Origin of the sequence: Pseudomonas sp. LS.1a, from assembly GCF_022533585.1 — a bacterium.
Taxonomy (GTDB): Bacteria; Pseudomonadota; Gammaproteobacteria; order Pseudomonadales; family Pseudomonadaceae; genus Aquipseudomonas.
Window position 1 is genome coordinate 3418866 of sequence record NZ_CP092827.1, and the last position, 12460, is coordinate 3431325.

15 protein-coding genes are annotated in these 12460 nt (G+C 64.9%); 3 read left to right on the plus strand and 12 right to left on the minus strand.

Going from position 1 to position 12460, the window contains the following annotated elements; all coding sequences use genetic code 11:
• Positions 1-3: 3 nt before the first annotated feature.
• Genes MKK04_RS15690 through MKK04_RS15700 form a run of 3 tightly spaced genes read right to left on the minus strand, consistent with a single transcriptional unit; the run spans position 4 to position 2865 of the window.
• Entirely contained in the window at positions 4-1644 is a 1641-nt protein-coding gene (locus MKK04_RS15690) for a PqiB family protein (RefSeq protein WP_207837907.1), read from the minus strand.
• Positions 1628-2272: a paraquat-inducible protein A gene (locus tag MKK04_RS15695; RefSeq protein WP_207837904.1), complete on the minus strand. Its 645-nt coding sequence runs from the start codon at positions 2270-2272 to the stop codon at positions 1628-1630. The genes MKK04_RS15690 and MKK04_RS15695 overlap by 17 nt, the downstream gene beginning before the upstream one ends.
• Positions 2269-2865 (minus strand): paraquat-inducible protein A, encoded by a 597-nt coding sequence (locus MKK04_RS15700; protein ID WP_207837901.1) that lies wholly within the window; start codon positions 2863-2865, stop codon positions 2269-2271. Before MKK04_RS15700 ends, MKK04_RS15695 begins: the two co-directional genes overlap by 4 nt.
• 151 nt (positions 2866-3016) lie before the next feature.
• Here MKK04_RS15700 and MKK04_RS15705 point away from each other — a divergent pair, with 151 nt between their 5' ends.
• On the plus strand, positions 3017-3490 hold the full coding sequence (locus tag MKK04_RS15705) for a YMGG-like glycine zipper-containing protein (protein WP_241105650.1): 474 nt from the start codon (positions 3017-3019) through the stop codon (positions 3488-3490).
• 48 nt (positions 3491-3538) lie between these two features.
• Here the strand turns inward: MKK04_RS15705 and MKK04_RS15710 are convergent, their stop codons facing one another.
• Both MKK04_RS15710 and MKK04_RS15715 read right to left on the minus strand, forming a co-directional pair.
• Entirely contained in the window at positions 3539-4444 is a 906-nt protein-coding gene (locus tag MKK04_RS15710; protein WP_207837896.1) for a LysR family transcriptional regulator, read from the minus strand.
• Between the two features lie 149 nt (positions 4445-4593).
• Positions 4594-4779 (minus strand): hypothetical protein, encoded by a 186-nt coding sequence (locus MKK04_RS15715; RefSeq protein WP_207836089.1) that lies wholly within the window; start codon positions 4777-4779, stop codon positions 4594-4596.
• 223 nt (positions 4780-5002) lie between these two features.
• Between MKK04_RS15715 and MKK04_RS15720 the strand changes: the two genes are divergently transcribed.
• The gene (locus MKK04_RS15720) at positions 5003-5389 is read left to right on the plus strand and encodes a VOC family protein (RefSeq protein ID WP_207836092.1); all 387 of its coding nucleotides are present in this window, start codon (positions 5003-5005) and stop codon (positions 5387-5389) included.
• Positions 5390-5397: 8 nt separating this feature from the next.
• Here the strand turns inward: MKK04_RS15720 and MKK04_RS15725 are convergent, their stop codons facing one another.
• The 7 genes from MKK04_RS15725 to MKK04_RS15755 are packed head-to-tail and all read right to left on the minus strand — an operon-like array spanning position 5398 to position 11680.
• Entirely contained in the window at positions 5398-6765 is a 1368-nt protein-coding gene (locus MKK04_RS15725; RefSeq protein WP_207836095.1) for a sensor histidine kinase, read from the minus strand.
• Entirely contained in the window at positions 6762-7424 is a 663-nt protein-coding gene (locus MKK04_RS15730) for a response regulator (protein WP_207836097.1), read from the minus strand. The genes MKK04_RS15725 and MKK04_RS15730 overlap by 4 nt, the downstream gene beginning before the upstream one ends.
• A gap of 2 nt (positions 7425-7426) precedes the next feature.
• On the minus strand, positions 7427-8068 hold the full coding sequence (locus MKK04_RS15735) for a tetratricopeptide repeat protein (RefSeq protein WP_241105651.1): 642 nt from the start codon (positions 8066-8068) through the stop codon (positions 7427-7429).
• A complete protein-coding gene (locus tag MKK04_RS15740) occupies positions 8065-8871 on the minus strand; it encodes an SDR family oxidoreductase (RefSeq protein WP_207836103.1) in 807 nt (268 codons plus the stop codon). Before MKK04_RS15740 ends, MKK04_RS15735 begins: the two co-directional genes overlap by 4 nt.
• The gene (locus MKK04_RS15745) at positions 8858-9538 is read right to left on the minus strand and encodes a TenA family transcriptional regulator (protein ID WP_063913708.1); all 681 of its coding nucleotides are present in this window, start codon (positions 9536-9538) and stop codon (positions 8858-8860) included. The genes MKK04_RS15740 and MKK04_RS15745 overlap by 14 nt, the downstream gene beginning before the upstream one ends.
• Positions 9539-9552: 14 nt before the next feature.
• On the minus strand, positions 9553-11013 hold the full coding sequence (locus MKK04_RS15750; protein WP_241105652.1) for an AMP-binding protein: 1461 nt from the start codon (positions 11011-11013) through the stop codon (positions 9553-9555).
• Complete coding sequence (locus MKK04_RS15755; protein ID WP_207836113.1) at positions 11003-11680, minus strand: thermostable hemolysin; 678 nt, start codon at positions 11678-11680, stop codon at positions 11003-11005. The genes MKK04_RS15750 and MKK04_RS15755 overlap by 11 nt, the downstream gene beginning before the upstream one ends.
• Positions 11681-11791: 111 nt before the next feature.
• On the opposite strand from MKK04_RS15755, the gene MKK04_RS15760 reads away from it, so the two are divergent.
• Entirely contained in the window at positions 11792-12361 is a 570-nt protein-coding gene (locus MKK04_RS15760) for a hypothetical protein (RefSeq protein WP_233687981.1), read from the plus strand.
• The last annotated feature ends 99 nt before the right edge of the window (positions 12362-12460 follow it).

Below are 12460 nucleotides of genomic sequence, written 5' to 3' on the forward strand. Positions count from 1 at the left end.
TCCTCAGGGTTCAAGGTCTGCTGCACTGGCTGCTTTCGGCCGGCCACGTATCAGCGATTCGGGGTGCCGGCCCAGGTAATCGGCAAGGTCACGCAGCGAACGCGACATGCGCTCCAGTTCATCCAGGGTTTCACCCATCCGCTCGCGCTGCGGCGAGTCTTCGGCGATCGCCGAATTGGCCGTGCGCAGGGTCTTGTGCACTTCGTCCAGCGCCACCTTCACATCCGGCAGGGTCTGGCCATTGAACTGCTTGAGGCTGGCGCGCAGCTCACGCAGGCTGCCGTCCAGGTTGTTGGCGATACTCTCCAGCGGCAGTTTGCTGATGCGCTCCACCACCCGCTGCAGCTGTTCCTGCAATTGCTCCAGGCTGCCTGGCAATGTGGGGATGGTGATAGGGTCGGCGGTCTTGTCGAAGGCCACCTTGGGGGCATCCGGGTAGAAGTCCAGGGAGATGAACATTTGCCCGGTAATCAGGTTGCCGCTGCGCGCCTGCGCCCGCAGCCCGTGCTCGACAAAGGTGCCGATCAGCCGCCGTGCGCCATCCATGTCGCCTTCGGCATGCTTGAACACGGCAAGCATCTTGCGGTGCACCGGCCCCAGCCGCTGTGGGTAGATAACCGCATCGACCACCACCGGGAAGGTCTGCCGGGTGGCATCGTAGTCGAGCTTGACCGAGGTGACCCGGCCAAACTCCACCCCCTTGAACTCCACCGGGGCTCCCACCGACAGCCCGCGCATGGCCTGGTCGAAGCGCAATTGCAGGTACTGCGCCTGGCCACTGGGCGGTGCCAGGGCGGTGTCGCGGTCGGCAAACAGCTGGAAGCGTGCCTGATCGGCAGCGGGCTCGGCTTGCGGGGCGAAGTCGGGCGAGCCAAAGGCCAGCCCACCCACCAGGATCGACGACAACGATTCAGTATCGATCTTCAGGCCGTTGGCACCGATCTGCATGTCGACGCCACTGGCGTTCCAGAAGCGGGTATCGGCACTGACGAAGCTGTCGTAGGGGGCCTGCACGAATATGCCAATCTCCACGCCCTTGCCATCGCCCTGCAGGGCAAAGGAAACCACCTCACCCACCGGGATCTTGCGGTAGTAGATCGATGAGCCAATATCCAGCGACCCCAGGTCGCTGGCGGTAAGGACAAAGCGCTTGCCCTTTTCGTCGTAGGTGATCGGCGGTGGCAGCTCCAGGCCGACGAAGGACTTCTCCGGCACTTTCGATTCACCGGAATCCGCCCCGATGAAACTGCCCGACAGCAGTGTGTCCACGCCGGACACGCCGCCCACGCCAATGCGTGGCCGCACCACCCAGAAGCGCGCACCCTGGGTGGCGAACGCGCGGGCGTCGTTGGACAGCTGGACCTTTGCGACCACGCTCTTCTTGTCGTCGGCCAGGTCCACCGTAGTAACTTCGCCAATCACCACGCTGCGGTACTTGACCTGGGTCTTGTGCGCCACCAGCCCTTCCCCGGTGTGGAAGGAAATGGCGATGACCGGTCCCTGCTGCATCCAGTTGCGCACCACCAGCGAAGCGCCGATCAGGATCGCCAATATCGGCACGATCCATACCAGCGACACACTCCAGCGCCGGGTGCGCACTTCAACCTGCCCCGCGCCCTCGCGCTTGTCAGTCTGTTGCACCATCAATACGGCCTCCCTCATTGGCACGGCAATCCCAGATCAGGCGTGGATCGAAGCTCATCGCAGAAAACATGGTCAGTACCACCACCATGCCGAAAAACAGAATGCCCAGCCGCGGCTCGATGGTGCCCAGCCCGCGCAGTTGCACCAGCGCCGCCACCAGTGCCACCACCATCACATCGAGCATCGACCAGTAACCGATCAACTCGACGAAGCGGTACAGCTGCGAGCGCTGCCGGCAGGCCCAGGTGGAACCGCGCTGGGCGGTGAACAGCAACAGGCCAAGCGAGAAGAACTTGATGGCAGGCACGCCCACACTGGCGATGAAGATGATCAACGCGATGTCCCAGGCACCGGCCTCCCAGAACTCCAGCACACCACCGCCGATAGTGCTTTCGCTGCCGCTGCCAAGCATTTCGGTGTGCATCACCGGTAGCAGGTTGGCGGGAATGTAGAAAATCAGCGCCGCCAGCAGAAACGCCCAGCCGCGGCTGATGGCATTGGCCTTGCGCCGGTGAATGGCGGCACCACAGCGGTCGCAGGTGTGCGCACCGCTACCCAGTTCGCAGGCCTGCCCGCAGCCATGGCACAGGCACAGGCCCAGGTCGGCGGCGTTGGCCGGGGTATTCATACCTGCTCCCACAAGTCACGGATGTCCTTGCCGGCGATATGGATAATCAGCATGCTCAACGCGGCCAGGGCCAGCAGGCCGATGCCGGGGATCACATCGAGCAACCCGGCCAGCTTGATCACTGCCACCATCGCCCCCAGCAGGCACACCTCCAGCATGCTCCAAGGCCGCAGGCTCTCCAGGCTGCGCATGCACAGGGCAAAGCCGGGGGCGCGCTGGCCGGCCAGGGCGTAACTCAATAGCCAGCACAACACGGCAATCTGCAGCACCGGCGCAAAGATGATCGACAAGGCCATGACCAGGGCGATGAAGGTGATACTGCCGTGGCTGAGGATCTGCACCGAGTCCCATAACGTCGCCGAGTGGGTCAGCCCTTGCATGCCGATGGTCATCACCGGGTAGAAGTTGGCGAACACCAGCAGGATGCCCCCCGTCACACTCAGGGCCAGCCGCTGCTGCACGGTCAGCGAGGTGTGCCGGTACAGCACCCCTCCACAGCGCGGGCAAACGGCGCGCTGGTGCTTGAGCAGCGGCGCACGGTGGTACACCGTGTCGCAGTACTCACAGATGATCAGGTGCTGGGTCTGGCTCATGGAGTTTCCACAGGTAGCCCGGATTCAGGCCGTGATATGCCGGCGGACCACATCTGATATCCGGTTTAGACCATCCCGGCAAAACTGCCATCATTAACAGCAAAGCCGAACTATCCTGTGAAACGGGATCCCCACCTGCTGGAGGTTTGCCATGCGTACGTTCACGTGGAGTTACCTGCTGGTGCTGCTGTGCGCGGCATCGGCAGCCCAGGCGCAGTCGGTGGTGCCGCTCAAGGGCCAAAGCAGCCAGCAGATGCAACTGGATATCAATGATTGCAATACCGTCGCGACCAATGCCGCGAACAGTGCCGCGACCTCCAACGCCCCCCATGTCGGTGGCCGCGTACGCGGTGCCGCTGCCGGCGCGGTTGCCGGTGCGGCAGGCGCGCAGGTGCGCGGCAACCAGCACGACGAGCTGTATGATCGGGTCGGTGACGATGCCAAGGAGCAATACCGGCAGAACCGCGCCGGTGAAGTAGCCGCCGCCGGTGCTGCGGTCGGTGGCATGCGCCAGCGTCAGGACCGCCGCCAGGACCGTCGCGGCCAGGACGAAGCGAAAGCCCAGGCCCATGCCAGTGCCTACGCCGGATGCCTGCAGGGGCGCGGCTACCAGGTCAGTCCCTGATCAGCAGGCGCGCCATGCCTTGGAAGAAGGAAGCATGGCGTGCCTGTTTCAGAACCTGGCCAGTTCTTCCCGGCAGAACTCGACGAACAGCTGCGCCGGCTTGGTCAGTTGCACCCGCTTCAACCACGCTGCCGCCAACCCCGACAGTGCCACCGGCTCGGCGATATCCAGCATGGCCAGGCGTTGCCCGTCGTAGGTGTACTCCGAATGCGGTCGCGTCACCAGCAGCGAAAAGCCGAAGCCCTGCCCGACCATGCCACGCACCATTTCGATTGACGGCGAGCTGAAGACGATGTTGGGCGTCAGGCCCATTTCGTTGAACAGGCTGACGAAGTAGGTGCGGCTGGGGGCCACATCCAGCAGGATCATCGGCTCCGGGCACAGGTCGCGCAGCGATACCTGGGCCTGGCCGGCGAAGCGGTGGTTCTCGGGCAGCAGCACATAGGGCTTCTGCGGCGGCATCAGCGGCTCGGCCTCGATGGTGCCGTCCAGGTCATGGTCGTAGAGAAACGCCAGGTCGAAGGTACCGGCAGTCAGGCCCTGGATCAGGTCCTGCTGCTCGCCGTCGCGCAGGCGGATATCCACCCCCGGGTAACGCTGGCGAAAGCCGGCGATCAGGCGCGGCAGGTACAGCGGTGCCACGGTTTCGAAGCAACCGATGTCGATTTGCCCGGCCACGGTGTCGTTGTCGGCCAGGGCATTCTGCTCGAATTCGTGGGCCATCTGCAGCAGCGACTTGGTCTTGGCATAAAAGCGCTTGCCGCTGGGCGTCAGCGACACACCCTGGGCGTGGTGGCGAATGAACAGCTGCACGCCGAAACTTTCCTCCAGGCTCTTGATGGCCGTGGAGATGGACGGCTGGGCGATGTACAGCTGGCGTGAAGCCTCGGCAACGCTGCCGGCCTCCACCGTGGTGACGAAGTACTTGAGTTGTCGCAATGTATAGGCCGCCACGGGCACCTCTCTGACGCCGGTCTGGGCGCGCTGGGATCAGGCCTGACACTTTACCCTTGGCAGCGGGTGGGTGGGGGCTGGGTGATGAAGGATTTACCTATGGCTTGGGCAGGTTTTTTGTAGGGGGGACGCCTTGCGCCCCCTGCGTACTACTCGAAGTCGACATTCGTCGGCACACAGTCGTCGCCGATCAGTTTGTACTCTGGCGCGCATGCCATGCCGACCACAGGGCCTACCCCACGCTTGCGCCTGGACAGTGTCTCCTGAGGTTCCGGGTGATCCATTAGATCGTGGTCATCGCGAGCTGGCAGTTCATTCATCGATTCTTCTTGCATGGTCATGACTCCTGGCTTGGTTGATTACGCCCGACCAACGTTAATGACCGTTCAGCTCGCAGCCCATCTGGAAACACAGCCCACCCCACCAGCCCCGTAAAGGCGATCAGCTGCAGCAGCGCATGTTCCTTGCAGGTGCCCCCTGCTCGAGCGTTGCCACTGGTCAAATGCCCCCGAACGGCTTTACTGATACTTATCGACCCCATGCATACGGTGTGCGTTCATGAAGATCATAGTCACCAGCATCCTCGTCGACGACCAGGCCAAAGCCCTGGCTTTCTACCACTACGTACTCGGTTTCGAGCCCAAGCACGACGTCCCCATGGGCCGGCACCGCTGGCTGACCCTCACCTCCCCCAACGACCCCAACGGCGTCGAGTTGCTGCTGGAGCCCGACGCACACCCGGCTGCCAAGGTATACAAGGCCGCGCTCAGGCAGGACGGCATCCCTGCCACCTCGTTCGGCGTGCGTGACATCCAGGCCGAATATACCCGGCTGTGCGCGGCGGGCGTGCAATTCACCCAGCCGCCCACCCCCATGGGGCCCGTCACCGTGGCGGTGTTCGATGACACCTGCGGCAACCTGATCCAGATCACCCAGAAACACTAGGTGTACGTTTATGGCCCCACGGGCAGGCGCAGGGTCGCGCGCAACCCGTGTGGTAGCTGATTGCGCAACTGCACATTGCCACCCAGGCGCTTCATGATGGTGCTGACGATCGACAACCCCAGCCCAGCGCCATTGGTCGAACCCTTGCTGTAGAAACGCTCGAATACCCGCTGCTGGTCTGCCACGGCGATGCCCGGCCCTTCGTCGTCGACACTGATCAGCAGGGCTTGCCCTTCACGCTGCAGCGTCACGGTGACCCTCCCCCCCGCTGGCGAATGGTCCACGGCATTGGTCACCAGGTTCTGCAAGGCAATGCCCAGCGCGCCAGCGTCGGTGTGCACGTGGTAGTCGCCTGCTGCGATGTCCAGCGAAGGCTCCAGCCCGCATTCCAGTATCCATGGAGTCAGCTCGGCCAGGGTCTCGGCCACCACTCCCTCCAGGTCAACCTGCGGCCAGGCACGCTGGCCGGGCCGTGGCTCCAGGCGGGCCAGGGTCAACAGCTGATTGACCACCCGGGCAAGGCGGTCGACACCGCCCATCAGGAACTGCAGAGCCTTGTCCCGCTCGGCCTCGCTGGCTGCATTGAGGGCGTTCTGCGCATGCAGGCGCAGGACGGCCAAGGGCGTGCGCATCTCGTGGGCGGCATCGGCGATGAAACGGTGCTCGCGGCGCAGCAGGTCGTCGATCTGCCCGAGCAGGCGGTTGATCGCCGCCTGCATCGGCTCCAGTTCCTTCGGCAGCGGTACCAGCTGCAACGGCTCGAGTGACTCGGCGTGGCGGGCGCGGATCACCTTGGCCATGTTCTGCAACGGCCGCAGTCCCCAGCCAATGGCCGCCCACACCAGCAAGGCCAGGGCCAGGCTGCCGAACAGGAATGGCAACAGCGTGTGCCGCACGATGCGCTCGATCAGGTCGTCACGCACGTCGTTGCGCTCACCCACCCAGATTACCCAGTGTTTTTCCGGCACCGGCAAGACGAAACTGCGCCAGCGGTGCCCATCCATCACCATGTCGGCAAACCCCGGCGCCCGGGGCGGCTGCCCCAGCTGCGGGGCGCTGGGCGTGTGCACCAGCAAGCCGTTGTCGTCGGCCCATACCTGGAAGGCCAGCTTGCTCTCATAGCGGTGCCCTACCTTGTCCTGCCCGGCCTTGCTCAAGGCCTCGTCGAAGGCGCGGTATAACTCGTCACGGCTCTGTCCCTGCACCGGCAGGCTCATGATGCCCTGCAGCAGCCGCGCGTTCTGCGCCAGGTGGGCATCGTACACCTCGTTAATTTCGTGGCGGCTGTCATGGTAGTTATACAGCGCCAGCAATCCGCTGCCGCCAAGCAACAGCAGCATCACCCGCCATAAGGTGCGTTGACGCAGCGAGCTCATGCCTTGACTTCCACCAGATAGCCGATCCCGCGTACGGTACGAATCAGGCCGTTGAACAGCTTTTTGCGCAGTTGGTAGATGTTCACTTCCAGGGTATTGCTCTCCGGCTCTTCATCCCATCCATACAACAACTGGGTCAACCGTTCACGGGTGAACACCTTGCCCGGCTGGGCCAGCAATTCGTGAAGCAGCAGGTACTCCTTGGGCGTGAGCACCACCGGCTGGCCCTGGTAGTGCACCTGTTGGCTGACCGGGTCCAGGCACACCCCGGCGTGTTCGATCAATACCCGCGCGCGGCCACTGCTACGACGCAGCAAGGCCCGCAAGCGGGCCTTGAGTTCGTTGAGGTCAAAGGGTTTCACCAGGTAGTCATCGGCGCCGGCATCCAGCCCGGCGATGCGGTCGTCGGTGGCGTCACGGGCGGTCAGCACCAGCACCGGCAGGCTCTTCCCGGCCACGCGCAGGCGCCGCAGCAGCTCGATGCCGTCCAGGCGTGGCAAGCCCAGGTCGAGGATGGCCAGGTCGAACTCCTCGTGGCACAGGGCATGCAAGGCGCTGGCGCCATCCTGCAACCAGTCGAGGGTATAGCCCTCGCGGCGTAGGCCGTCACAGATGCCCTCCCCCAGCGCGGCGTCGTCTTCAACCAGCAGTAGGCGCATGCTCAATCCTGTTTGTCCTTGATCGCTTTGAGTAAAGCATCTATTTCACCACGGCGGCCCTGGTCAGCCAGCTCCCGCCCGGGGCGGGGCGGTGCCTGCAAGGCCTTTTGCAGGGCAGCACGGGCTTCGGCGTAGCGGTTCTGCCGGTACAGGTGGTCGGCCCAGAAGTAGTTGCTGTCGATACCCTCGGGGTTGATCGCCAATGCCTGGCGCAGCATGGCCTCGGCCTTGGCCTGGTCGCCGAAGCTCAGCGGCCAGCCGGGTACCTGATCGTACAGCGCACCCAGGCTGGTGTAGGCCGAGCCCTGCAGCGCCTTGGGGTCCATGGCCAGGGCCTTTTCCAGGCTGGTACGGGCAGCCTTGACCTTGCCCAGCGCGCCCAGCCCGCCGGTGGCACCGGCCCAACTGCTGTTGACGATGCCGTCCCAGATCAGCGGTTCGGCCGAGCCCGGGTGCTGGCGCACCAACGCCGCCGACTGCACCGCCAGGGCCTCGAACGCCCCGGCACGCTGGGCTTCGGGCAGGTTGTAGCGTATTACCGCCCAGCGCTGCTGGATGGCATTGAGTTGCTGGGTTCCGTTCTGGTCGAGGGCCCAGGTGAACGGGGCGATTGCCAGCAGGCTGGCCAGTATCAGACGCTTCATTTGCTCGACTCCTTGCTGTGCCAGGTGCTGTAGCGACGGATCAGCGGCAGTTGTTTGCGCAGGGCGCGGTCGACCACGCCCGGCAGCATGCCGTTAAGGCGCACGAAAAGTTTTTCCGGCCAGCCCAGGTACAGTTCGCTGCGCTCGGCCTGCACGGCATCGAGCACTGCCCGGGCGACATCCTGCGGGTCATCGACGCCCACCTTAAGCGCCTGGTTCAGGGCCTGCGCAGCGCTACTGTTCATCGTCGTGTGGGTGGTGCGCGGTGCGGCATATAGCACGTTCACCGAAGTGTCGGCCAGCTCGCGGCGCAGCGCCTCGGAAAACCCGCGCAAGGCAAACTTGCTGGCGCAGTAGGTGGCATAGCCGGGGTAGCCGATCGAGCCGTAGATCGAACCCACGTTCACCACCAGAGCACTGGGTTGCTCGCGCAGCAGCGGCAGGCACAGGCGGGTAAGCTGCACGGCGGCCTTGATGTTGAGATCGAACAACTCGTCCAGGGCCGCCTCGTCCATCTGTTCGAGCATGGCGAAGCGGTTGACCCCGGCAGCGTTGATCAACAGGTTGCAACAGCCCATCGCCCGCGCCGCTTCCAGCACGTCGCGGCGGCCTTCGGCGCTGCGCAGGTCGGCCTGCTGCCAAAGCAGTTGCCCAGGGTAGCGCACCATCAGCTCGGCCAGCTTGCCCTGTTGCCGGCTTACCGCCAGCACCCGGGCACCGGCGCTGCACAGCTGGTCCGCCAACTCCAGGCCGATGCCACCGCTGGCGCCAGTGAGCACCGCCACGCAATCAGGCAAGCGCATGCTGTGCCTCCTGCTGCGCGGCACGCGGCAGCCCTTCGAACATGGCGGTGTAGAGGCGATACACAACCTTGGCGGCGTGGATTACCGCCTGCTGGTCCTCGGGCTGGTCCAGTCGGTTCATCAGCCCGCGGTAGGTGGCCATGTGGTCCTGGTCCAGGGCGCCGTGGGAACTCAGGTAGCTGAATGCCTGGTCCGGCAGGCCAAGGCTGCTCTGCAGGGTCCCGGCAGCCTGGGTGGCCAGGGCAATACTGGTGCCTTCGAGCACATTGACCATGCCGAACAGCCCGACCGGGTTACCACGGGCAATCTGGTCGTAGAGAAATGCCACCATCAGCTCGATGGGCAACGCCGGGCGGCCGCCCGCCACTTGCTGCGGATCGCCCCCGCAGGCGGCGATGTCATCGAGAATCCAGCGCTCGTGGCCGTACTCCTCCTCGATGTACTCGCACACTGCACCGCGCAGCCACTCCAGCCGCGCCGGCAAGCGGGCGCCGCAGGCCATCATCAATGGCACGGTGTGCCGCACGTGGTGGTAGGCCTGGGTGAGGAAGGCCACATAGGCCTCGAGGCTGGCCTTGCCGGCCAGCGCGTCGCGGATGACCGGGACGTTGAACAATGCCGTACGCTCGTCGGCGGTTTCCTGTTGCAGCATATCGAAGAAAAGCATGGCAACCTCGTCGCTCATTGAAGGTCGGATAGCAAGGACTGGTAACACCGCAGGATCTGTTCGCGGCGTGGCCGGCCATTGGCGGTCAGGGTTTGCCCGGCGGCACTCAAGGGCTCGGGCAAGCGCCGCCAGGCATGTACCCGGGCATAGTCCGGCAGCCCGGCATTGGCCTGGCGGACGGCCTGTTCCAGGGTGTGATCATCGGCCTGCGGGTCCAGCGGCCAGACCAGCGCCAGGTTGTGCGCCAGGCCCTCGCCATGAACGAACGCCTGGGCGATCACCCCGCCCTGGGTCAGTTCGGCCTCGACCCACTCGGGGTTGACGTTGCGCCCGAAGCTGGTGCTGTACTGGTGCTTCTTGCGCCCGGCCAGGTACAGGAAGCCGTCGCTGTCGAAGTGCCCCAGGTCACCGGTCGACAACCACGGCTCGCTGAAAGGTGGCTCGCCCAGGTAGCCGAGCAACGCCGAGCCGGCCACCTGCACCTCGCCATCTTCGGCAATGCGCACCTGCACATGCGGCAGCGGCCGCCCGACACTGCCCGAGCGCTGGCCGCCGGGGCGGTTGAGGCATACCACCGAGGCGCATTCGGACAGGCCGTAGCCCTCGAACACCGGTAGCCCGATGGCCGCGGCACGGGCCAGCAGGCTCGGCGCCACCCGCGCGCCGCCCACCGCCACGAAGCGCAACGGGCCAACTCGCATCAGGCCGCGTTCGATGGCGGTGACCAACCCAAGCAGCAGTTGCGGCACCAGGATCAGGCTTTCGGCACCACTCAAGGCAATGGCGCCCAGCAACTGCTTGAAGTCGACCTGGCTGGCACCGCGAAAACCCAGCTGCGCCTGCGGGTACAGGGCAATGCTCGCCCCGGCCAGCAGGGCCGCGTAAAGCCCCAGGTTTTCCAGCAGCACTGCCAGGGGCAAGACCGCCAGGTACTTGCCCGGCGCCGCAGACCGGCTGGCGGCCTCCAGTTCACGCGCTACCCGCAGCATGGCATCGGCGCTCAGGCATACGCCCTTGGGTGCACCGGTGCTGCCGGAGGTGTAGGTAATCTTCGCAGTACCCGGTGGCAAGGGCGCGCTCGCTGGCGGCTGCCGGCTCCAGAAACGCTCACCGGCACTGAAGCCGCTGGCGTGCAAGTCGTCAGCGAAGGCCTCATCGGCCAGCGCCAGCACCGCCCCGCTCTGCGCCAGGCAGTGGCGCCGCTGGGTACTGCTGAAGAACGCCGGCAGGATGACGATGGGACGCGCCGCGAACAGCGCCGCCAGGTCCCAGAACAGCGCCTCGGGGCCGTTCTCCAGGGCCAGGACGAAAGTGCCCGGTGGCTGCGCGCTCAACCAGGCCTGGCGGTGCTCGACCTCGTCCAGCAACTGTTGATAGGTGAATGACCCGGCAAGGCCCAGCAACGCCGGTTGCGCCCCTCGGTGGCGGGCATGCAGTTGCAACACGTCCCTGAACAGCTGGCATTCATGCAGCATGGCCGGCCTCCTGTACGCTCGCGGGCAAACCCAACCGCTCGAACACTCCGCCGCGGGCCAGGGCTTCATGGCCGTAGCCGATGCTGCCGACGAACACCTGCGGGTGCTGCGCGTAGTAACTGCCCCAACTGCCGGCGTCGCCGTTCAGCCGACCAGGGTCGGCCACGGCCAGCGCCGTGGGCACCAGGCCCAGGCGATGAAAGCTGTTGACCAGGGTCGCAGCCCCGGTGAAGGCCACCCACTGCAAGCCGCGGGCGGCCAGCAACCAGGTCACGGCAATGATCATGATCCGCGCACTGCCGGCGCTGAGTGCGGCCAGGTTACCCACTTCAACCAACTGCGCACGGCTCACCGGGCTGGTCGACAGCCGGGTCACGGCCACCTCCAGCGGTTCATCCAGGTAACGCTCGATGAAGGTCGGGCCACTGCTGGCCAGGCGTATGCCGGCGGCGGCCATCAAGCGTCCATGGCTGTCGTGCAAGCCGAGCAGTTCGGGCAGGTAGTGCTGCACGTCGGCGTGGTGGGCGCAGGCAAAGCGGGCGTGAATGAACTGCTCCAGCTCGTCGCGCCCAGGTTCCCCCGGGAGTTTCAGCGTCAAATGGGCAAGGCGATCGCCGTGGCTACCAATAGCCAGTGGAAACAGGTTGGAGCTGTCTGCCTGGGTCATGGCTGTCCCCCTTTCAGGTCAGGTGTTGGGGGCAGTATCCGGGGGCAATCTGAAGCCAATCTGAAGTGCTACATTTGCCATTGCCCTCATGCGCACCAACAAGGAAAACAGATGCGCCACGAATTCAGCGAAGTGCTCAATGACCTGGTCGACTACTTTCTGCTTGGCGATATCCAGCTGCTCGAGCGCTTCAAGCAACAACATGAACTGCCCGACGACCTGGCCCATGCGTTCACCCATGGCGACAGCGGCGACCAGGCCGTGCGCGAAGGTATCGTGCTGCCGCTGGCCGGGGTCGACAACCTGCCCTACCGCATCCTGTTCACCCTGGACAGACACACCCCGGCCCTGCTCGAACCCGGCAGCCGCCTCAAGCACCGCCGCAATGGCTATGTGCTGCAGGTCGAGCACGGTGCGCTGATGCTGTACACCTGGCGCATCCTGCAGCACTTCACGCCCAAGACACTGGGTGACCTGATGGCGCGCTACCAGGTGCCGGGGCGGCCAATCATCGAGCTGGACAATGGCTGGTATGACGTGGAGGTGCTGGCGGGTGCACTGGTGCGGGACGGGTTGTACGAACCGGCATTCGAGTTCGTGTTGAAGAAGCGCTGGGGGCGGGGTGAGGCTGAGGGGGTGGATACCGGGTATGCCTTTGGGCTGCGTGGCTATTTCGACTGATGGGTTGCCAATACCGGCCTCTTCGCGGGTGAACCCGCTCCCACAGGTACTGCACAGTTCTCGAAGCCTGTGTTGTACCTGTGGGAGCGGGTTCACCCG